Genomic DNA, 22,230 nt, shown 5'->3' with positions numbered 1-22,230 from the left:
TTAACATGTTGCATTGGGTCGATATAGCCATTATTGCAATAGTTGGCTTGTCAATGTTAACAGGAATGATCCGAGGGTTCGTAAAAGAACTTGTTGCGCTTTGTATTTGGGTTTTGGCATTTTGGCTAGCTTATAATTATTCGCAAAGTCTTGACCCCTGGTTACAAAAATATATTCAAGATAAAACAGCTAGGACGGTAGCTGCTTTTGTCTTGATCTTAATTGCTACTCTCATTGCTGGCGCCATTGTGAATGGCATACTTAGTATCATTCTAAGACGTTCGGGATTAAGCAGTACGGATCGTATACTTGGTTTGGCGTTTGGCTTTGTCCGTGGTGTGTTTATTGTTGCATTGATTATGGTTGTTATAAAAATGACCTCACTGCCTGTTGATCAATATTCTCGTGATTCCCAACTCTACGCTAAGTTCGATCCCTTGGTAAACTGGTTATATTCTGTTATGCCGGATTTTATTAAAAAAGTAAAAATATTTGATGAGCAAAATATTAGACAACCCATTCAGGATTTACAGAACAAAATGATGCCAACTAGCTTGATCGATAATAATGATTATGAATTATCAGATGGTTAAAAAATAATACTTTCTGTTTTTTTGAATATGAATTTGGGTGAATCACTTCCATTGTGCTTCAATTATTGCTCCTTGGAGGCAGGGTTGACAACCAATTTGGATATCTCAGACGATAGGGGTTGACGAATTATAGGGCTTGAAAAGATGTACAGGGTGTGATTTACACTAATACAAGTCATTTTGCTTAATGTATTGCATAACTGGCTCAGGCATGTAAGCACTTAAGTCCTTATTTTTACCCAGCTCTTTACGAACCCAGGTCGAAGAAAAATCGAAGCTTCCTGCGTCGAAATGATAGATTGCTCCATAGGTTTGCTCGCAGATTGCGGTACTATCCTTGGTTTCATGCTTTGCCAATAATTCTTTAATTAAATCAGAATGAACCCTGTCATCAAATCCAGCCCGTTTAATTACTAAGATATTTGCGAGTGTTAAAAGTTTTGTCCAGGCATGCCAATAGGGCAATTGGCTAAATGCATCATCACCCATTAACAAAGTGAGAACAATCTTTTCTCCAAATTGCTTACGAAAATGTTGTAGACTATCTACCATGTAGGAGGGGGTATCCCGATTTATTTCGGATAAATCAATTTGGAAATGGAGTGTTTTATCCACGGAAGCCAAGGCCAGGTTTAACATCTCAATTCGTTGAGTTGGAGTTGCAGTTGCCTCATTTTTTAATACTGGTGTTTTGCAAGGAAGAAACAAAAAACGGTCGAAATTAAAATGCTTCTGAACATTGATCGCTGTATTAATATGACCATTATGCGGAGGATCAAAGGTGCCTCCAAAAATTATAAGATTATGCAAAACTTCCTACCTGCTTAGCTAAACAAAGGGAGAGGGCAATTTGTTCTAAGGCTTGCCAGATTTGATTATTTTGGCTTGATTTTATACGTTCATCAATAGTTTTACAAAATCGATGTAATTGAAATAAATGCCTTAGCGACGTTTTCTTTAAAGCTGTTTGATAAAGGTTTGTTTTTTGTGGCCATATTTTCAGTTGGTTGCAGGCGGTATTAAAAGCTAGTCCTTGATCAATGGTTTGCTCAGCCAATTGAATGAGTAGCCTTATTTCTTGAGTCAGGATCCATAAAACAAGTGTCGGCTCTACCTTACTCCTTGCTGCATGGCGTAGCAAATGAATGATTTTATCGGGTTTCTGTGTTAAACAGGCATCGACTAATTCGAAAAGTTGGTATTCACATTGATCAACCAACTGTTCTTGCACAAACTCCACCGTAAGAGTTTCATTTTTATCAACAATCAATTCAAGCTTTTCTATGACTTGAGCACAGGCGTACATATTGCCTTGGGTATATTGATGAATTAATGAGGGAACCTGTTGTGCAAATTTTAATTCTTTGGTTTGTAATTGCTCAGCAATCCAACGTTGTATTGCAAGCTCATTAAGAGAGTTTGCTTGCACCGCATGAACGCGCTCATTATTAATTAAGCCTTGTAATTGTTTATTGGATAAATTAGGAGCCCGTAAAAGTAGTAAGCAAGAAGGATTGATATCTTGCAGATAACGAGTTAAAAATTCCTTTGCAGGTGCATCGATTGTTTTTTTCTCATAGCGAATATCAATTAAAACATGGTTAGAAAATAAGGAATAACTATTCGCTTCTGTATCTAATAAAGTCCAATCGGAGGGATTATTCATATGCAAAATGGTTTCTTCAGAGTCTTGATTGGCTGTTCGCCAAGCTAATTTAATTGACTCAGCCGCACTAGCTAAAAGAAAAGGATCTTGGCCAAACAAAATATAAACTGCTGCAAATTTCTGCTTTAAAATGGATGCCAATGCTTGTTGTTTTATGAGCATAAATGCCTCAGTATTTTGCTTTTTCTCACCGACTTCTGTTTTTAGTTGCTGCTCTGGGATACATAGGCAATTTTTTGGCTTCGCGCCCTATACGATTAATGATTTGCATTGCTGCATCGCGACGCATTTCATAACTTATTTGTGTTTCCTCAAAGTTAGAGCCTAAGATTCTGTTATTATTTACTGTTAATTGCCGAGTGATGAAAACACGGCCAGAGGGAATAATTTCTTCTCCTTTTGTTTTAACAAGTGAAAACTGGGCGTCGTAAATGAGTAAATATTGCCGAGGAGCAGTACTAGCCGCAACAGAGGTCATTTGCTGCTGGATACCATCTGATTTAATAATAAGCAAATAATCCGCATCTGTCGGATTAGGGACAACGCGAATTTTATAAGCTTCTAATTGTTCTTTCAACATAGGACCCAAATCACGATGGGCATTCTCGATCACAATAGCCACGCTATTGAGCCAAGAAGGCATATCATTTAAGCCGCGTAAGTGAAATCCGCAACCACTTAATATTAGGCTAATAAAAACAATGAAATATCGTTTTAGCATTAACCAACTACCAAATTAATAAGTTGCCGATGTATGACCACTACCGCTTTTTTTACTGATTTTCCTTCAACAAAGGACTGTGCATGTTGTTTAGCTAATTCAATAAGTTCATCTTCTGGCGTGTCACTATCAGCGGTAAATTGCGCTCGTAGCTTGCCATTGACTTGTACAACAAAATCCAGCTCATCGGTTTTTAAAGCACTTTTATCTACTTTAGGCCAACCTGCATCAATAATAACTTTATCAAAACCTAGTTGTTGCCATAGGTGATGACAAATATGTGGAGTAATTGGTGCTAAAAGCCGAAGCAAGATGTTCATTGCTGATTGAAGAAAATATTTATCTTCTTCAGTCTTAAGTTCATAACTTGATATTTCATTAAATAACTTCATGCACCCGGAAACAACCGTATTAAATTGATGGCGCTCATAGTCGGTATTCGCTTGTGCCAATATTTGGTTTATCGTTAAGCGTGATTTTTTGAGACGATTTTCAGTGTTTTGCCAATCAATATGACCGTTGCCGCCAATAATTGAATCGTTAACATCGATAATTGTTTGTTTGTGTTGATAAGCAAAGGCCCAAATTCGTTTTAAAAAGCGATGAGCACCCTCAACAGCCGTATCAGACCACTCTAAGGATTGATCAGGCGGTGCAGCAAACATAACAAATAAACGCGCAGTATCCGCGCCGTAGGTGTCAATTAGGTGATTAGGATCGACCACATTTCCTAGAGACTTTGACATTTTATGGCCGTCTTTAAGAACCATTCCTTGGGTTAGCAAGGCTCTGAATGGCTCATCAGAATTAACAAGGCCTTCATCACGCATCAATTTATGAAAAAAACGAGCATAAAGTAAATGCATAACCGCGTGTTCAATACCACCAATGTATTGATCAACTGGGGTCCAGTATTTAGCTCGGTCATCTAGCATTGCGTTGTCTTGGCCTTTACAAGCGAAGCGAGCATAGTACCAAGAAGACTCTATAAATGTATCAAAAGTATCGGTTTCCCGAGTGGCATCTTGACCGCATTTGGGACAGGATACTTGAACAAACTCGCTGCAGTGAGCTAAGGGTGAGCCGCTGCCGGTAAATTCAATATTTTCCGGTAAGGTGACGGGTAAGTCTTCTTCAGGAACTGGCACAATTCCGCATTCTTCACAGTGAATCATTGGAATAGGAGTACCCCAATAACGTTGACGTGAAACCCCCCAATCACGTAAACGATAATTAATGGTTGCTTTCCCTGCATCATGCTCTTCAATAAAGCTAGCAATGGCTTTCATCGCCTCCGCTGAAGAAAGACCATCGAATTGGCCTGAATGAATGAGTTCTCCTTCGGCAGTATAAGCAGCAATTGCATAATCATGAGCACTACCGTCAAGGGGTTTGATGACTTTTTTCAATGGTAATTTATATTTTTGCGCAAATTCCCAATCGCGTTGGTCATGAGCTGGCACAGACATCACTGCGCCAGAGCCATATTGCATCAACACGAAATTAGCAATCCAGACAGGTATTTCTTCTTCAGTGATAGGATGAATCGCTTTCATGCCTGTATCAATACCGCGCTTTTCCATAGTGGCGATATCGGCTTCAGCCATGCGCACACCTTGGCAGCTATCAATAAACGCTTGAACTTTGGGATTATGATTTGCCGCTTCTTTCGCAAGCGGATGATCAGGGGCTACTGCAAGATAAGTTGCTCCCATTAAAGTGTCTGGGCGAGTTGTATAGATTTTTAAACGTTTAGGAAAGCCTGTCACTTTGAAGCTAATTTCACAGCCTTCGGAGCGCCCGATCCAGTTTCTTTGCATTTGTTTGACCTGTGCAGGCCATTCATCAAGGGTATCCAAATCATCTAAAAGTTCATCGGCATAGGCAGTAATTTTGATGAACCATTGTGGAATTTCGCGTCGCTCAACCAAGGCGCCAGAACGCCAGCCACGGCCATCAACTACCTGTTCATTGGCAAGGACAGTTTGGTCGACAGGGTCCCAATTGACTACAGCATTTTTCTTATAGACTAAACCTTTTTCATACAGTTTAATGAAAAACCACTGCTCCCAACGGTAATAGTCCGAATCGCAAGTCGCAATTTCACGTTTCCAGTCATAGGCGTTACCTAATCTTAAAAATTGCTCTTTCATTGATGCAATGTTTTTTCTTGTCCATTCAGCAGGATGGATGCCATGCTTAATTGCAGCATTTTCAGCAGGTAAGCCGAATGCATCCCAACCAATAGGTTGTAGGACATTTTTCCCCAAAGCGCGATGATAACGAGCAATAACGTCGCCTAAGGTGTAATTACGCACATGCCCCATGTGTAGCGTGCCGCTTGGATAAGGGAACATGGATAAGCAGTAAAATTTTTCTTTATTTAAGTCTTCAGAGACATTAAAAGATTGTTTCTTAAGCCAATATTGTTGCGCTTGTTCTTCAATTTCTCGTGGTATATAGCTGTTATCCATAGTCATAATGAAAATTTCAGTGAGGCGGTAAGAATAACCCCTCTTGTACTCTGCAGCAATAGGTTAATTGTTTAGTTTTGGTTTCGAAAGACGATAAACGCCATAAATAAGTATAATTAATGCACAAAACAGTAATATAGGTAAGTTGCCAAAATAAACCCAGGGTGTCAAACCAGTGGCAGGAAAAAGCTCCGTTTTAATAATTCCAGCAGTAAATGCCGGTAAAGAGGAGATAATGTCCCCCTGTGTATTAATCACGGAAGAAAGGCCGTCATTGTTAGCAACAACCTGATAGCGTGCGGTTTGAAGCGAGCGGACTTGGGCCATTTGCAATTGTTGATACATCGCTAAAGAATGTCCAAACCATCCATCATCGCTGATGGATACAATCCATTCCGCTTTAGGTAATTGATGACGAAGTAATTCCCCAAAAGCTAATTCATAGCAGATGAGTGTGGCTATAGGGTGTTTTTGGACTTTAACCAACGTTTGATTTTTTTTACCCGCTTTTAAATTAGCATCAGGAATTGCAAGCCAATCACTAATGGCTTGTAAAGGCTTGGGGATGTATTCACCAAAGGGAACTAGATGCTGTTTTAGGTACGAACCTTTAGCTTTGCCTAATCCAATTAAAGCATTGAAAAAATAATTTTCATCAACCGTTGTTGGTTGAGGTATTCCTAACATAACAGCGCTGCCGGCTTGTTCAGCACGTATATGTAAATCATTCAGAAAATCGCCGACATAACTTGGCGGAAGGGGGATAGCTGATTCTGGCATCACAATAAGCTTTGTCCCTAGTAATTTATCAGTGTCTTGTTTATAGCGCTTTAAAAGTTGCCAAAATAAATTTTCATCCCATTTGTCTCTCATGGACAAATTGGCTTGAATGATACCCACTGATAAGGGTTCAGTGCTTTCTTTTGCCCAATGATGGTGTTTGAGTAGATTAGGCAATAAAATCAAGGCCACAAAAGCGGTTAAATAACCATAACGCCTCGCGCCAATTTGCTGAATACTGGTTGTCAATAAGATCGCGGCAAAGCAGGTTACTAACCCAACGCCATATACCCCAATAATGGGTAATAAGTACTTGCTAGGTGCCTCAAATTGTCCAAAACCTAGTAATAACCAGGGAAAGCCACTAAATAAATTTGAGCGGAAAAACTCAAATAAAACCCAAAGTACGCTGAACAACAAACCAGAGGGCAAGGAAGGTTGTTGATTCACTAATTTTCGATAAGCAAAAGACATTAACGCGGGGAATAGGGATAGATAGAGTAAAAAAATGAGAGTGATTAACGCCGAAAGGAAACTATTTAAGTGCCCATATTCATGGATGCTGACATAGACCCAAGAGGTGCCAACTCCAAAGTAGCCTAAACCAAAAAAGAGTCCATTAAAAAAAGCATATCGACTATGGCCGCGACTCAGTTGAGCATAAAAAAGTGCTATGCCTAAAATAGCAGCACCAGGAAAATGAAAAGGGGCAAAGCTAAGCGGCAAAAGTGAACCCGATAAAAAAGCACGCAAAAGATGGTTGTATTTTCTAGCTTTTGCTGAAATAAGAGCCAGCTTTTCGACTGTACTTGTTCGAGTCATTGAAGTTTTAGTAGACAAATGAATGGACGATAAAGTACTAACTTGAAAAGGTCAAGATTCTTACAAAGAACTTCTTTGATTTTTTTCCAGAAAAGGAGCTTGGGATCCCCTCAAATTCTAGATTGGGTCAAGACCCAACGGTATTGACGGGGTAGCTAAAAATAAAAAACTAAATACCAAGCTATCGGAGGGTATTCAACTAATGTTTTTTTAGTGTACGATGACTGCTCGTTTTACAAAGGAGAAGGAATGTATGTACAACGTTATGATCACAGGCGCAGGAAAAATTGGAAGTTTAATCGCATGTTTATTAGCCGATAGTGGCGACTATGAGGTTCACTTGGCTGATTTAGAGTTTGCAGGAACGGATGTTAATCGTTTATTGCAGGCAATGCCGGAAATTAAAACGGTAGCGCTTGATGTGAAAGATCAAGAATCTACTCAAGCTTATTTCAACGAAAATAAAATTGTTGCTGTTATTTCAAGTCTTCCTTACTACCTCAATGTCCATGTCGCTGAAGCCGCAAAAGCTGCAAAAGCGCATTATTTTGATCTAACTGAAGATACATCCGTAACTGAAGCGGTTAAAGCGATTGCAGCCGGCGCAGATACAGCTTTTGTACCTCAATGCGGTCTAGCTCCTGGCTTTATTAGCATTGCTGCAAATAGTTTGATGAAAGAATTTGAGCACTGCCATCATGCAAAACTGCGTGTTGGCGCTTTACCACAACGTGCTAACAATGCATTGCAATATTCATTAACCTGGTCAACAGATGGCGTCATTAATGAGTATGGTAATCCTTGCTATGGTATAGAAAATGGCAAACCCATTATTCTTAAACCCCTGGAAGGTCGTGAAACCATACAAATCGATGGTTGTGAATACGAAGCTTTCAATACCTCTGGTGGTTTAGGTAGTCTTTCTGAACTTTATTTAGGCAAAGTTCAAACTCTAAATTATAAAACGATGCGTTATCCAGGGCATTGTGAAAAGATGCGTCTTTTAATGAATGACCTAAAATTAAACGAGGATCGTGGAACTTTAAAACGTATTCTCGAGCGCGCTATCCCCAAAACTTACCAAGATATTGTTATCGTTTATGTAACCGTAGAAGGCATCAAGCAGGGTGAATTAACCGAAAAGAGCTATGTTAAAAAAGTGTATCCTGAGGAAATTCGTGGTCTTTATTGGTCAGCGATTCAGGTTAGTACTGCTTCTGGTGTCTGTGCAGTTGTTGATCTGGTCATGGGACAAAGCAATGAATATCACGGTCTTGTTTTGCAAGAGAACTTCAGTTTGGCCGATGTTTTAGCCAATCGCTTCGGTCGTCACTACGCTTAGGAGAAACAGATGGATTTATTAAGACGTTTAAATATTCATGAAATTAATCCAGGCGCCTTTAGTGGTCATGGCTGGCATAGTGAAAGCGGTGCTAGTCGTCTGGTTTCCATAAGCCCCGCAAATGGCGAAAAGCTTGCTGAAGTAGCAACTTGCTCTATGCAAGATTATCAACAGATCATGGAAAGAGCGCAAAAAGCAGCTTTAGCCTGGCGAAAACTACCTGCTCCTCAGCGTGGCGAAATTATTCGTCAAATGGGAGATGCATTGCGGGAAAATAAAGATCTCTTAGGTAGTTTGGTTTCGCTTGAGATGGGAAAATCAAAACAAGAGGGGGATGGTGAAGTTCAAGAAATGATTGATATTGCTGATTTCGCCGTAGGTCAATCGCGCATGCTCTATGGTAATACCATGCATTCTGAACGCCCTAACCACCGAATGTACGAACAATGGCACCCTTATGGAATTGTTGGGGTTATCTCAGCATTTAATTTTCCGGTTGCTGTTTGGTCATGGAATGCGTTTATTGCAGCGATCTGCGGCAATGTAACGCTATGGAAGCCTTCCGCGAAAACACCGTTGTGTGCAATTGCTGTGCAGCATATCTGTAATAAAGTATTACAAAAAAACAATTGTCCTGAAATTTTTTCGCTTATTATTCCAAGCTCACATGACATTGCTAATGCCATGGTCGATGATGGCCGCATCCCCTTAATCTCGTTTACGGGTTCCACAGCGGTAGGCAAACAAGTTGCTGCGAAAGTCGCAACAAGACTTGGCAAAACTATTCTTGAGTTGGGTGGCAATAATGCGATTATTCTGGATAAATCGGCTGATTTAAATCTAGCAATTCCAGCCATCGTGTTTGGTGCGGTGGGAACTGCAGGTCAACGTTGTACCTCTACACGACGATTATTTGTGCAGGAATCTATGTATCCTGAAGTAATCAAGCGCTTGCAGCATGCTTATGAGCAAATCACCATCGGCGACCCGCTTGATACTAAAAATTTAATGGGACCATTGATTGACGAGAAAGCAGTACATCAATTTAAAAACGCCATTGCTCGAATTAAAGAAGCGGGCGGGCATGTTGTCTGTGGAGGTGAGCCGATAAACCGTCCTGGTTATTTTGTTCAGCCTACTTTGGTAACTGAGGTAAAAAATAATTGGGAAATTGTGCAAGAAGAAACCTTTGCACCAATTTTGTATGTCATGGCTTATGGCAATCTAGAGGAAGCAATTGTTTTGCAAAATGGTGTTCCTCAAGGCTTATCTTCAGCTATGTTCACTCAAGATCTAAAGAATGCCGAATATTTCCTGAGTACTTTAGGCAGTGATTGTGGCATTGCTAACATTAATATTGGTACTTCAGGTGCTGAAATTGGTGGTGCTTTTGGTGGTGAAAAAGAAACAGGCGGCGGACGCGAATCAGGTTCGGATTCGTGGAAAGCGTATATGCGCCGTCAAACGAATACTATTAACTGGGGTAATGCATTGCCCTTAGCTCAGGGTATTCGTTTTGATTTATCTTAAATACCGAAGCGATTCTACGACCCCCGGCTTGTCCGGCGTTATTGCAAACTCTACTTTCGTCCCTACCTACCGCGGCTTGTTCGCGGTATCCAAGTGGCGTCTGTTGGGGCAAGGTTCTACCTATGTTGAAACGCCCTTACCGCTAACACGGTTGCTTCGCTGGTATAATAGCATTACTCTAGATAATTCATCTCTAAAATTCCATATTTAAACAAAGGACGTGAATCATGCAGGAACCATTTTACATCAAAAAAGTCGCTGTTCTTGGTGCTGGTGTTATGGGGGCACAAATCGCAGCGCACTGCGTGAATGCAGGAATAGAAACCTTATTGTTTGATTTAGCGTCTAAAGAGGGTTCTCCTAGTGCATTGGTTGAAAAAGCTATTGCCAATCTCAATAAATTGAAACCTGCGCCTTTAGGAACCCCACAAACAGCTAGTTTTTTACAAGCCAAAAACTATGAGCAAAATTTAAATGATTTGGCTGATTGTGATTTAGTCATCGAAGCGATTGCGGAACGTCTAGATTGGAAAGAAGATTTATATCGTCGTATTGCGCCTCATTTGAACAAACATTGCATTCTAGTGAGTAATACTTCTGGCTTAAGTGTTAATCAGCTCAGTACGGTATTACCTGAAACATTTCGCGAACATTTCTGCGGTGTGCATTTCTTTAATCCACCACGCTATATGCATTTAGCTGAATTAATACCCGCAGATTCTACAGCACCCCATTTGTTGGATCATTTAGAAACTTGGTTAACGAGCCGACTTGGAAAAGGAGTGGTTCGCGCCAAAGATACTCCTAATTTTATTGCCAATCGTATAGGTGTTTTTTCGTTACTAGTAACGATACATCATGCCGAAAAAATGAAATTAGGCTTGGATGAGGTGGATGCTTTGACAGGTCCCTTGCTGGGTCGACCAAAATCGGCCACATTCCGCACAATGGATGTTGTTGGTTTAGATACCATGGAACATGTCGTCCATACTATGGATGAGCAGTTAGAAAAGGATCCCTGGCATGATAGTTTCAAATTGCCGAAATGGTTGCTTGGACTCATTAAAGAAGGGAATTTAGGACAAAAATCGGGCCAAGGAATTTACCGCAAAAATGGTAAAATCATTGAGGTGTTTGATATTGATTCCGGTAATTATCGTCCAGCCAAAGGGGAGGTTAGTCAGGAGTTGAAAGGGATTATGAAAACCACAGATCCTGTTCAACGTATGCAATTATTGATGGCTTCTAACGATAAGCAGGCCAAATTTATTACCGCTTGTTACCGTGATCTCTTTCACTATTGCGCCTATCATTTACAAGACATTGCCAACAATGCGCGTGATGTTGATTTAGCTATTCGCTGGGGATTTGGCTGGCAACAGGGACCTTTTGAAACCTGGCAAACTGCTGGGTATTCAGAAATGCTAGAAAGTATAAAAAAAGCGCTAGCCTCTAAGGAAAATTTAAGCGAAGCACAGTTACCAGATTGGTTGAATAAAATAGAGGGTTTTTACAGTAATAAAGGCGCTTATTCACCACAAGAAAATGAATATAAGCCCCGCAGCCAGTTACCAGTCTATCATCGCCAATTTTTCCCTGACCGCGTGTTAAAAGAGGCCAATCATCCCAGAACAACTCTCTTTGAAAATGAAGGAGTTCATTTGTGGCTTCTCAAAGACGAGGTCGCTGTCGTTAATTTTAAATCGAAGGCAAATACGGTTGGACAAGCGGTGCTGGACGGTCTTCAGGAAGCCATCGAAAAAGCGGAAAAAGAATGTAAAGGACTCATTATTTATCAAAATGATCCAACGAATTTCTGTTCTGGAGCCGATTTACGGGGTGTGGCTGAATTAATCCAAGCAAAAAGAATGAGTGCATTGGATGAGATGATTAGCCAATTTCAACGAGTAGCTATGCGCTTAAAATACTCCATGATTCCAGTTGTTGCGGCACTTCGTGGTCGTGCATTGGGTGGTGGTTGTGAATTAATGATGCATTGTGATTCGGTAGTGGCTGCTTTCGAAGCTTATCCAGGTTTGGTCGAAATCGGTGTCGGTCTTCTGCCGGCTGGTGGTGGTTGCAAAGAAATGGCTCTTCGTGCAGCAGCTAAAGCGCAAGATGCCGATTTAATGGCTTTCATTCAACCTTATTTCCAGCATATTGCAACTGCAGCTGTCGCAGGATCGGCCGCTGAAGGGAAACAGTTTGGTTTTTTGCGCGCTACTGATTTTTGGCTAATGCATACGGATGAAGTGTTGTACGCGGCTTTGGCTGAAGTAGAAGCCTTGCAAGCAGCTAATTATCAACCGCCATTAAAAACTCGATTTAAAGTGGCAGGTCGTGAAGGCCATGCGCGCTTACAAGCCGGATTAGTAAACTGGCTTGAGGGTGGGTTTATTTCTCAACATGACTATTATCTTGCCAATCAGATAGCAAGAGTGATTTGTGGTGGTGAAGTGTATCAAGGTGAGTTGGTTGATGAGAAATGGATGCTACATTTAGAAAAAGAGGCATTTATGACTCTGGCAGCAAACCCCTTATCACAAGCTCGTATTGCCCATCTTTTAGAAACTGGCAAACCATTGCGCAATTAAGATAGGAGATTTTAGCTATGACAAATGTATACGTCGTTGATGTGTTACGTACTCCTGTTGGTAAAGCGCCAAGAGGGGTATTTAAAAATACAATGCCGGATGATTTATTGGCACATACTATTAGAACACTAAAAAATCGTAACCAAACCGTTGATTGGCAAGCAATTGGTGACGTGGTTATCGGTTGCGCAATGCCTGAAGCAGAGCAGGGAATGAATGTGGCGCGTATTGCTTTGTTGCGTGCTGATTTACCCCAATCAGTGCCAGGGATGACGATCAATCGTTTTTGTTCTTCTGGTGTTCAGAGTATTGCAACTGCAGCAGCCTCGATTCGCCAAGGCGATATGTCACTTGCTTTAGCGGGTGGTGTTGAATCGATGTCGATGGTGCCTTTAGGCGGCAATAAATATACTGCTAACCCGGAAATTTTTACTGATGAGCATGTAGCCATTGCTTATGGAATGGGTATCACTGCTGAGAATGTAGCAAAGCAATGGGAAATAACACGTGAACAACAAGATGAGTTTGCAGCAGAAAGTCATCGACGTGCTGTTGCTGCGCAGCAACGTGGAGATTTTAAAGCGGAAATTACTCCTGTTGAAATTACGGTGCGTCATGCCAATTTACAAACCTCTGAAGTAGTCGATAAGAAACGAATCATTTCTGAAGACGAAGGCCCACGTGCAGATACCTCCTACGAAGTCATCTCACGTTTGCGCCCAGTGTTTGCGTTGAAAGGTTCTGTCACTGCGGGTAATAGCTCTCAAACCAGTGATGGTGCAGGGATTGCTTTATTAGCGTCTGAACAAGCGCTCAAAGACTATGACTTACAACCAATGGGACGTTTACTGAGTTTTGCCATCGCGGGTGTCCCTCCAGAGATCATGGGTATTGGACCAATCAGTGCTATTCCTATTGCGCTGAAAAAAGCGGGAATAACGCTGGATCAGCTTGATTGGATAGAACTTAATGAAGCTTTTGCTGCCCAGTCCTTAGCGGTTATTAAGGAATTAGGATTGCCACGAGATAAGGTAAATCCTTTAGGTGGGGCAATTGCTTTAGGCCATCCTTTAGGGGCAACGGGTACTATCCGCACAGCAACCTTGCTACATGGGCTTCGCCGAACAAAAGGGCGCTATGGTATGGTCACCATGTGTATTGGAACTGGTATGGGCGCTGCTGCGATTTTTGAAGCGCTTTAGAGTGCAACTTGGTCGCTTTGGGCCATGGCCCATGGCCGTCAGACTAAGCCGTATCAAGCTTAAACAATTAACCGTTCGGACTGAATCCTTCTCGAAGGAGTCAGTCCGAACGGAGCCTGATAAAATATGAAAAAGTCACTTTGGCAACCTTACGCGGGCTTTGCCCAACCAGGAAAAAACGGGGCTAACTTTTTAATAAAATCGTAGCCCATCAGCAAGGCACCAGCTGCAAAAACAACATCTCCAGGCAATCTTAACCACTGCCAAAGCAGCGTTTGATTATAAAACTCTAAACTGCGGGCATGGGCCAAACCATTAGTGTAGACATCCATTAATTGCGCCCAACCTATTGGGAAAAAGTTTAGGACAATCCATAAAAGGAGGCCGAAGTTATATAACCAAAAAGCCCAAATTCCTGCGCGCTCACTCCAAGGATAACGTTCGCCGGCGGCATAGCGCAGGCAAAAATAAACTAGACCTAAACCGAGCAAACCAAAGGCTCCAAATAATGCAGTATGTGCATGGTTTAAAGTTAGAAAGGTTGCATGCTCATAATAATTGATCAGAGGAGCATTCAAGGTGCCACCACCAAAGACACCGGCTCCTACGAAGTTCCAGAAGGAGGCGCCTAAAATGTATAAAAAGCTTAGGTTGTAATCAAACTTTCCTTGTTTTTAAATTAATCGATAATGTTCGATGGCATCAATGATCAGTAATACCAGCGGCAATACTTCGATGAAAGAGAACATGGTGCCCAGTGGAATCCACATATCAGGCGTGCCTGTCCAATACCAATGATGTCCTGTACCCAAGACACCGCCAAGGAATACTAAGATGGTTTCAAACAACATGGCGCGTTCCGCCAAAGTACGAGAGATTAACCCGGTTCCCATCAGTAGATAAGCTGTCGCACAAGCCGCGAAGAATTCAAACGATTGCTCTACCCATAAATGCACCACCCACCAGCGCCAAAAATCAGTAATGGTGAATGATTTTTCAATACCGGTTAGGGGAATCATGCCAAAGCAATATAAAACAGCAACGTTGGCTGTACTGGCCCAGAAAAGATGTTCCAGGCGGATACGACCAGTCCAGAATTGATAAGTCGCACTTTTAAATTTGTCCCAGGTTGGCCACATACCGCGAAAAATAATGAAACACCATAAAAAGAGTCCGATGCCAAAAAGAATTTGCCATAAGCGGCCAATCTGCAGATAGGAAAGTCCTTGGTTACCCAGCCAAAACCAAGATTGGTTGAGAAAGCCCATAATTCCTAAATAATTACCTAAAATTGTGCCAGCGATGATCAAAAGAGTAGCTGCAAATAATAGGCTGACGAGAAAGGCCTGTCCCTTAGCCTCTTGCTTGCTGATAATCGGCATCAAGAAGATACCTGAGGCTATCCAGGATAAAGCAATCCAAATAAGCGGCGTCTGAATATGCACATCGCGCAAAAAGTTAAAAGGTAAAAATGCGCCAATTTTGATACCATAAAAACTTGTCCGTTCTGTGTAATAATGCGCCAGAATGGCACCAGCACCGATTTGAGCTAGGAGCACTAGCACTACAACGATAAAATAAAGGCCTACTCTCTGTTGGCTTGGAGTTAGGGGCGCAAAACCTAAAAGCGTTGGCGTTCTGTGGACCTCTTCTTCAGAGGAACTTAAATAGCGTTGATAAATATACAATACGGCGCCAAAACCTAAGAATACAAAACAATAAGAAATCCAAGTCCAATAAAAAGTACCCGCGGTAGGAGTATTACCCATGGTTGGTTCATAAGGCCAATTGTTGGTGTAAGAAAAATTTTGTCCAGGGCGATGTGCAATGGTGGTTAAAGCTGAATAGATGAGAAAATCGGCTGTTTGTAGTGCAGTTTGTGAATCTAAGCTATATGCTTTAGTCCATCCTCGCTTAACATCATGGTTGAGTAGTGAGGTAGAAATTTCAGTTTGTAGTTGTTGAATCGCTTGTGCCACAGGCATGGGGACGATAGCTTGAGAATGACTTAAATCCAACTGTTGCAAGCTTTGCTGCATGTTTTTACGAATCGTATATTGCTGTTCTTCAGTGAGCTGGGTAAAGGGTTTGCTAAACTGTTGTTGACTCATATTGTCTTCAACTAAGCGACCTAAGCGAACCAGATATTTAGCAGTATAATCCTCACCGAAATAAGATCCCATGCCATAAAGGCTACCATAATCCATCAAGTCAGCACGCTGAAATCCTGCTTTACCGGCAAAGATATCCGCTTCGGTCATCACTATTATTCCATCGGAAGTGATGAATTGGTCTGGCAGTGGTGGCGCTAATTGATAGGTTTTGTGAGTTCCCCAGGCAAGTGCAAGAAAACAGGCAATTGCAGTGAACAAAAGAATCCATTTTAGAGTGAATGCTGCAGGGTCGTGATGAATCTCGACATTTGTAGGGGTTGGCTCAACCATAGACACAATCCATATGTTTGTTAGATTAATGCCTATGTCTAACACGAAATTAAAATAACAATCAATGCTAGCGCGATGACTTCATTTTGTTCATTACTAACCATAATATTGGCAAGGCTGACAATTGGATAATAATTGAAAAAACAACCAGCAGATTAATCGAAATATCATAAAGTATTCCCATCAAGTAACTGCCCAGAAACCAACTGATACCATAGCCAGTATTAAAAAGGCCATAGGCAGAACTACGTTTCTCCTTGGGAATCATATTGGCAACAATCGCGCGCATTAAGGTTTCATGAGCGCTAACACCGATGCTCCATAATGCAATACCTACAAAAGCCATTGCTGCATTACCTAAAAATACCAGTGGTGCAAAAAGCGCTGAGATAGCGGTTGCCAGGATTAAAATGATAAACCCTTTTCTATCATAAAAAAGCCCGAAAACGGGTGCGGAGATTGAATTAAGCCCCATTGCAAACGCATAAGATATTGGGATCCACAGCGGTGAAAGAAGGTTGGTTTTTTGAAAATGGTAAGCGACCAGAGGAAAGTCTGCAAATCCTGCCGCAATGAAGGCTGCAGCGAGCAAATAAAGCCAAAATGAGGAATCCATGCCCTTGGGCTCGAGCTGATCACGCTTGATTTCTAAGGCCTGCGGATGTGGGTATTGCGAACGCGCGAATATTAGTAGGGTTAGAGCGATTAATGCTGGGATTAACAACAGCGCGAAACTTTCTTGATACCCTTGTTGGAAATACAGTACTGTGGCAACAATTAAGGGCCCCAGCATGCCGCCTATTTGATCAATGGCTTCATGGAGTCCAAAAACCCATCCCATCCCTAGTTTTTGGCCGGCATGAGAGAGCATGGCATCGCGTGGCGGGACACGTATTGCTTTGCCAATTCGCTCAACAATCATCAAAGTAGCTGCTATTGGCCAATAACCTGCCAATGCTAATAAAGGGACAGCTAATAAATTGAGAATATAACCTACTATAGTGATAGCCCAGTATTGACCTCTACGATCAGCTAAGTAGCCTGAAACAATACGTAATGAATAGCCGACAAACTCTCCAAAACCTGCGACAAATCCCACAACTGCCGCATTAGCACCTAATAAAGCTAAATAAGGGCCTGTAATACTACGTGCTCCTTCATAAGTCATATCAGCAAACAGACTGACGGTACTTAATAAAATGACAAATTTAAGTGCGGTTTGCTTGGTTTTGTCCATTATTCAAACCTTGAATATGTGCAATAACGCAAGATTTTAAACCATGTAATGAATAGCCGCCTTCTAAAACGGAAACAATACGTCCATGACAGCTTTCCTCAGCAATTTCTTTAATATTTTCAGTAATCCACAAATAATCATTTTCTGTGAGTAATAAATTAGCCATTTCATCGTCAACATAGGCGTCGAATCCTGCGGAAAAAAATATCAATTCCGGTTTAAATTCTTTTATTTTATCAAACCAAAATTCCGCAGTTCTTTGTTGAAACAGCTCACTCCCCGTGCCGGCAGGAAGAGGAATATTAATAATATGAGTACTTTTGGTATTTGCACCGCTAAAAGGATAAAAAGGATGTTGAAAAGAAGAGCAATATAAAACGCGCCGATCATCGCGAAAAATATCTTCTATGCCATTGCCATGGTGGACATCAAAATCAACAATAGCAATGCGTTTAAGTTGATAGTGCTCTAGGGCATAAGACACTGCTATTGCGACATTATTAAAAAAGCAAAATCCCATAGCGTTTTCCCATTCAGCATGATGTCCTGGTGGGCGCACATTGCAGAAAGCTTGGTTTACTTCTTGATTGAGTACTAAATCAACGCCCAAAATAGCTGAGCCAGCTGCACGCAGGGCTGCAGCTAAAGAGTAGGGGTTCATGTAAACATCCGGGGCATAGGCTATTAAACCTTGTTCAGGGGAGGCATGAAATATATTGTTAATATGATCTTTAGAGTGTACGGCCAATAAATGGCTTTCTTTTACTAAAGGCGCCTGGTAATTTTTTAAAATTGGCGACAAACCACTTTGTTTTAACTGCTCTCCAATAACTTGCACACGCGCTGGCTGCTCAGGATGCAGTGGCCCCATGTTATGTAATAAACAATCTGAATGAGATATAAGCGCAATAGTCATAAACGTCAGCTTTTTTACCCTACTATTTATATTGTAGAATCTTTTGGCTCTGACTTTACGACATGACAGGAAGCAATTGCCTATGGTATCCTTGCGCACTGTAAAATTCTTAATATTTTCTAGTAGCTATCACAATATTTAGCCGGATTTATTTCATATTGATTAAGAGACTAAATAATGAGTAAAAGACGCCAACGCTTACCGTTAACAATTCAGACCGCAGAGATTGAGAAGTTTAGTCATGATGGTCGAGGCATCGCTCGTGTTGATGGTAAAACTACTTTTATTCAAGGCGCGCTTCCTGGAGAGCAGGTTTCCTTTCAATACACGCGCATGAAAAGCGACTTTGATGAAGGGAAGCTAGTATCGATTACTGCTGCTTCCTCTACACGGGTAGAACCACGTTGTCCGCATTATAATCTCTGCGGCGGTTGCTCATTGCAGCATCTGAACGAAGAAGCTCAGGTCCATGAAAAACAAGCCTTGCTGCTTGATTTATTGCAACGTATTGGTCATTGTGAACCTGAAACAATTCTTGCCCCCTTAACCAGCGATCATTGGAATTATCGTAATAAAGCACGTCTTAGTGCCCGCTATGTTGAAAAAAAACAAACGGTTTTAGTGGGATTTAGAGAAAAAAATAATCCGCGTTTTATTACAGAAATTAATCAATGTCCGGTATTAAACGCAGAAATTGATCAGCAAATCGTTAACTTACGCGAATTAATCAATTCACTTGATGATCCTCAGATCATTGCCCAAGTGGAAGTGGCAGCAGGGGATGAAGAGATCGCTTTAATTTTTCGTAATTTAAAACCTCTTAGCGCTAACGATGAAGAAAAGTTTCGCCATTTTGGCCGTGAATCCAAATTTCGATTATTTCTTCAACCCGGCGGGGTTAATACGGTCAGTTTATTTTATCCTGAAGATGGCCAGGCATTTCTCAGTTATGCGTTGCCGGATGAAGGCGTACATTTCCAATTTCATCCCACCGATTTTACTCAGGTGAATGCCGGCCTCAATCGTTTAATGGTTGCTCGGGCACTGGAATTAATGGCTTTAACTGAAGAAGACGTGGTCTTGGATTTATTTTGTGGACTAGGAAATTTTTCTCTACCACTCGCTAAGCATTGTGCTAAGTTAATTGGAGTTGAGGGCAGTGATACTATGGTTTCACGGGCTAAAATGAACGCAGAATTAAATAATTTAACGAATACTGAGTTTTTTTGCGCCGATTTAGAACAAATTAATGCCTTATCAGCACTATTTAAGCAGCAATTTACTAAACTTTTAATTGATCCACCACGATCTGGAGCCTTAGAAATTGTAAAGCAAATCGATAAAATCAATCCGCAACGACTTGTTTATGTTTCTTGTAATCCAGCAACCTTGGCAAGAGATAGTGATATTTTAGTTAACCACAAAGGATACCGGTTAAAAGCAGTTGGCGTTATGGACATGTTTCCACATACTGCTCATGTGGAAGCCATTGCCTTATTTGAAAAAGGATGCACAGTAAATGGTTAAAGTTAAAGAAGATACTCCCTGGCTAACTGACGGTGGCATAGATGTTGAACAATGGCTCCATCAATTAGGCTCTAAAGGGTATTTCCAAGACTTAGATTTAATTCGCAGTGCCTGTACTTTAAGCCAATTAGCAGGCCATGATCATGCCACTGAAACGGGGATATCCTGTCTACAGCAAGGCTTGGCCATGGCAGATATTTTGGCTGATTTAGAAGTCGACCAAGAAACGCTTACAGCAGCCATTATTTTTGAAAACGTTCATTACGACGATTTGTCACTAGATGATGTCGAGGAACAACTCGGTTCTAACATTGCCAAACTAGTAAAAGGCATTGAAAAAATGAGTGCTATGCAAAATTTGCAAGCACTAAGCAAATACCCACAAAACAAACATCAGATCGATAATATTCGTAAAATGCTACTCGCCATGGTCGATGATGTGCGAGTGGTGCTAATTAAATTAGCAGAGCGCCTTTGTATTTTACGAACATCTTCGCAGCTTCCAGAAGAAATGCGCAAACAAATTGCGACTGAAGCGATGGAGATTTATGCGCCTTTAGCAAATCGTTTAGGGATTGGGGCTATCAAATGGGAAATGGAAGATTTAGCTTTTCGCCATTTACATCCTGAGGAATATAAGTCGATCGCGAAGGGCTTAAAAGCGAAGCGCTTGGAACGCGATCGTTATGTTGATCTTATTGTTGCTGAGTTAAACGATCAAATTAAAGCGACTGGTGCTCATCATTTTGCAGTTTATGGGCGCTCAAAGCATATACACAGCATTTATCGCAAAATGAAACGCAAGAACGTTTCTTTAGATGAAATCTACGATGCGACTGCCGTGCGTGTTCTCGTCGAAACAAAAGAACAATGCTACGAAGTGCTTGGCATGGTCCATTCTTTATGGAAACAAGTTCCTATTGAATTTGATGACTATATTACTCATCCCAAACCGAATGGTTATCAATCTCTGCATACTGCGGTTGAAGGCCCTGAAAACCGTGTTTTTGAAGTACAGATTCGTACTTTTCAGATGCATGATTTAGCAGAAATGGGCGTTGCTGCACATTGGAAATATAAAGAGGGTGGCGGGCCAGAAAAGGAAAGTCATGAACGTAAAATTGAATGGCTACGCGATGTATTAGCTTGGCATAGAGAAATGGCTACTTCGAGAGGGGTGTCTGAAGCCATTGAAACTGAGTTTCTCGAAGATAGGGTTTATGTATTTACCCCTGATGGGGATGTTCTCGATCTCCCGCAAGGCGTTACCCCCTTGGATTTTGCTTATCATGTACATAGTCAAATTGGACATCGATGCAGAGGGGCAAAAGTGAATGGTTCTATCGTTCCTTTAACTTATGCTTTGCAAACCGGTGATCGGGTTGAAGTGCTGACTGGTAAAGATGAGCGTCCTTCTAGAGATTGGATAAATCCGCATCTCAATTATTTGAAAACCTCTCGTGCAAAAGCAAAAGTTTTGCATTGGTTTAAGATGCAGGATTATGACAAAAATAAAGCCGAAGGCCATGAAATTCTTGATAAAGAACTAAAAGCCTTGGGTATTAAGACCGATCATTTGCATGACGTAGTTTCTTCTTTCAATTTTAAACGCTTGGATGATTTACTCGCGGCTTTAGGACGCGGTGATATCAAACTAGGGCAAATTCTTAACCGCTTATCGCCTGCAGAGGTCGATACTCCAGTGATTCAAAATCTGGTAAAACCACAAGCAAAACCCGAAGTTCGGGGTGGGGATTTGCGTATCGAAGGAGTAGGTAATCTCTTAACTCATATGGCTCGTTGCTGCCAACCTGTACCTGGTGATCCTGTGGTTGGTTATATCACCCTGGGGCGAGGCGTTTCCGTACATCGTCAGGATTGCCCGAATATTATTCACGCAAATGAAAGGCAACGACGACGGTTTTTACAAGTCAGTTGGGGATCTGCGACCCGAGATCATTATGTTGTTGATGTATTAATTAAAGCTTTCGATCGAGCTGGACTCTTAAAAGATGTGACTTCCTTGCTTTCTAACGAGAAAGCGCATGTTTATGCATTACAAACACAGATTAACAAACAAGATAATTCAGCTTTTATTACTTTGACCGTAGAAATTGATGGTTTAAATAGCCTTTCGCGCTTGTTAAATAAATTAGAACAGATCCCCAATGTGTTAGAGGCTAGGCGTCAAGTGTAGCGGGTTCAATTTGGCGAATCTTTACCGCGTTTCCTCAGCACGAACTGAAGTATCCCCACGATATTAAATAGACTGTTTAGACTAAAAATATATAAAGTCCATTCACTCCAAAATCATCCAGTTATGAATTAATCCTAAAATCAACCAGCTATACTATAGTTATTCAATAAGGCAAATCACAAGGA

The 22,230-nt window shown here is 41.2% G+C and carries 14 protein-coding genes and 1 pseudogene; 7 read left to right on the top strand and 8 right to left on the bottom strand.

The annotated features are described in order from the left end of the window. Nucleotides 1–5 precede the first annotated feature (5 nt). On the top strand, nt 6–593 hold the full coding sequence (locus tag Lnau_RS06770; protein WP_058504374.1) for a CvpA family protein: 588 nt from the start codon (nt 6–8) through the stop codon (nt 591–593). Nucleotides 594–758: 165 nt separating this feature from the next. Here the strand turns inward: Lnau_RS06770 and nadD are convergent, their stop codons facing one another. The 5 genes from nadD to lnt form a co-directional block, all read right to left on the bottom strand. Beyond that, nucleotides 759–1,403, bottom strand: a complete 645-nt coding sequence (gene nadD, locus Lnau_RS06765) for a nicotinate-nucleotide adenylyltransferase (protein ID WP_058504373.1) — start codon at nt 1,401–1,403, stop codon at nt 759–761. Beyond that, nucleotides 1,396–2,421, bottom strand: a complete 1,026-nt coding sequence (holA, locus tag Lnau_RS06760; RefSeq protein WP_058504372.1) for a DNA polymerase III subunit delta — start codon at nt 2,419–2,421, stop codon at nt 1,396–1,398. Before holA ends, nadD begins: the two co-directional genes overlap by 8 nt. A 25-nt stretch (nt 2,422–2,446) precedes the next feature. Beyond that, nucleotides 2,447–2,980 (bottom strand): LPS-assembly lipoprotein LptE, encoded by a 534-nt coding sequence (locus Lnau_RS06755; protein ID WP_058504371.1) that lies wholly within the window; start codon nt 2,978–2,980, stop codon nt 2,447–2,449. Then, complete coding sequence (gene leuS / locus Lnau_RS06750; RefSeq protein WP_058504835.1) at nt 2,980–5,454, bottom strand: leucine--tRNA ligase; 2,475 nt, start codon at nt 5,452–5,454, stop codon at nt 2,980–2,982. The genes Lnau_RS06755 and leuS overlap by 1 nt, the downstream gene beginning before the upstream one ends. A gap of 63 nt (nt 5,455–5,517) precedes the next feature. Beyond that, entirely contained in the window at nt 5,518–7,056 is a 1,539-nt protein-coding gene (gene lnt, locus Lnau_RS06745) for an apolipoprotein N-acyltransferase (RefSeq protein WP_058504370.1), read from the bottom strand. A gap of 253 nt (nt 7,057–7,309) precedes the next feature. On the opposite strand from lnt, the gene Lnau_RS06740 reads away from it, so the two are divergent. The 4 genes from Lnau_RS06740 to Lnau_RS06725 all read left to right on the top strand — a co-directional run bounded on the left by Lnau_RS06740 (nt 7,310) and on the right by Lnau_RS06725 (nt 13,724). Further along, nucleotides 7,310–8,398, top strand: coding sequence for a saccharopine dehydrogenase family protein (locus tag Lnau_RS06740; RefSeq protein WP_058504369.1), 1,089 nt, complete (start codon nt 7,310–7,312; stop codon nt 8,396–8,398). Nucleotides 8,399–8,407: 9 nt separating this feature from the next. Further along, nucleotides 8,408–9,928 carry an L-piperidine-6-carboxylate dehydrogenase gene (gene amaB, locus Lnau_RS06735; RefSeq protein ID WP_058504368.1) on the top strand — a complete coding sequence of 507 codons (1,521 nt, stop codon included), beginning with the start codon at nt 8,408–8,410 and terminating at the stop codon, nt 9,926–9,928. Between the two features lie 227 nt (nt 9,929–10,155). Further along, the gene (locus Lnau_RS06730; protein ID WP_058504367.1) at nt 10,156–12,522 is read left to right on the top strand and encodes a 3-hydroxyacyl-CoA dehydrogenase/enoyl-CoA hydratase family protein; all 2,367 of its coding nucleotides are present in this window, start codon (nt 10,156–10,158) and stop codon (nt 12,520–12,522) included. Between the two features lie 17 nt (nt 12,523–12,539). Further along, the gene (locus Lnau_RS06725) at nt 12,540–13,724 is read left to right on the top strand and encodes an acetyl-CoA C-acyltransferase (protein ID WP_058504366.1); all 1,185 of its coding nucleotides are present in this window, start codon (nt 12,540–12,542) and stop codon (nt 13,722–13,724) included. Nucleotides 13,725–13,873: 149 nt separating this feature from the next. On the opposite strand, the pseudogene Lnau_RS06720 reads toward Lnau_RS06725, so the two are convergent. From Lnau_RS06720 to Lnau_RS06710, 3 genes and pseudogenes are all read right to left on the bottom strand, one after another. Then, nucleotides 13,874–16,168 (bottom strand): annotated as a pseudogene (locus Lnau_RS06720) (nitric-oxide reductase large subunit). Between the two features lie 67 nt (nt 16,169–16,235). Beyond that, nucleotides 16,236–17,405 (bottom strand): MFS transporter, encoded by a 1,170-nt coding sequence (locus Lnau_RS06715; RefSeq protein WP_058504365.1) that lies wholly within the window; start codon nt 17,403–17,405, stop codon nt 16,236–16,238. After that, nucleotides 17,377–18,321: a histone deacetylase family protein gene (locus Lnau_RS06710; RefSeq protein ID WP_058504364.1), complete on the bottom strand. Its 945-nt coding sequence runs from the start codon at nt 18,319–18,321 to the stop codon at nt 17,377–17,379. Before Lnau_RS06710 ends, Lnau_RS06715 begins: the two co-directional genes overlap by 29 nt. A gap of 177 nt (nt 18,322–18,498) precedes the next feature. Here Lnau_RS06710 and rlmD point away from each other — a divergent pair, with 177 nt between their 5' ends. Next, entirely contained in the window at nt 18,499–19,848 is a 1,350-nt protein-coding gene (rlmD, locus tag Lnau_RS06705) for a 23S rRNA (uracil(1939)-C(5))-methyltransferase RlmD (RefSeq protein WP_058504363.1), read from the top strand. Further along, nucleotides 19,841–22,045, top strand: coding sequence for a GTP diphosphokinase (relA, locus tag Lnau_RS06700; protein ID WP_058504362.1), 2,205 nt, complete (start codon nt 19,841–19,843; stop codon nt 22,043–22,045). Before rlmD ends, relA begins: the two co-directional genes overlap by 8 nt. The last annotated feature ends 185 nt before the right edge of the window (nt 22,046–22,230 follow it).

Origin of the sequence: Legionella nautarum, assembly GCF_001467895.1 — a bacterium.
Classification (GTDB): Bacteria; Pseudomonadota; Gammaproteobacteria; order Legionellales; family Legionellaceae; genus Tatlockia; species Tatlockia nautarum.
Note: the sequence above shows the minus strand (reverse complement) of the source record. Positions and strands in the feature narration are given on the sequence as shown.

Excerpts from the sequence above, each read along its gene's own strand:
- Lnau_RS06725 (WP_058504366.1), top strand. The coding sequence starts at position 12,540 with ATGACAAATGTATACGTCGTTGATGTGTTACGTACTCCTGTTGGTAAA.
- Lnau_RS06755 (WP_058504371.1), bottom strand. The coding sequence starts at position 2,980 with ATGCTAAAACGATATTTCATTGTTTTTATTAGCCTAATATTAAGTGGT.
- Lnau_RS06710 (WP_058504364.1), bottom strand. The coding sequence starts at position 18,321 with ATGACTATTGCGCTTATATCTCATTCAGATTGTTTATTACATAACATG.
- leuS (WP_058504835.1), bottom strand. The coding sequence starts at position 5,454 with ATGGATAACAGCTATATACCACGAGAAATTGAAGAACAAGCGCAACAA.
- rlmD (WP_058504363.1), top strand. The coding sequence starts at position 18,499 with ATGAGTAAAAGACGCCAACGCTTACCGTTAACAATTCAGACCGCAGAG.
- amaB (WP_058504368.1), top strand. The coding sequence starts at position 8,408 with ATGGATTTATTAAGACGTTTAAATATTCATGAAATTAATCCAGGCGCC.
- Lnau_RS06770 (WP_058504374.1), top strand. The coding sequence starts at position 6 with ATGTTGCATTGGGTCGATATAGCCATTATTGCAATAGTTGGCTTGTCA.
- lnt (WP_058504370.1), bottom strand. The coding sequence starts at position 7,056 with ATGACTCGAACAAGTACAGTCGAAAAGCTGGCTCTTATTTCAGCAAAA.
- Lnau_RS06715 (WP_058504365.1), bottom strand. The coding sequence starts at position 17,405 with ATGGACAAAACCAAGCAAACCGCACTTAAATTTGTCATTTTATTAAGT.
- Lnau_RS06740 (WP_058504369.1), top strand. The coding sequence starts at position 7,310 with ATGTACAACGTTATGATCACAGGCGCAGGAAAAATTGGAAGTTTAATC.
- Lnau_RS06730 (WP_058504367.1), top strand. The coding sequence starts at position 10,156 with ATGCAGGAACCATTTTACATCAAAAAAGTCGCTGTTCTTGGTGCTGGT.
- holA (WP_058504372.1), bottom strand. The coding sequence starts at position 2,421 with ATGCTCATAAAACAACAAGCATTGGCATCCATTTTAAAGCAGAAATTT.
- relA (WP_058504362.1), top strand. The coding sequence starts at position 19,841 with ATGGTTAAAGTTAAAGAAGATACTCCCTGGCTAACTGACGGTGGCATA.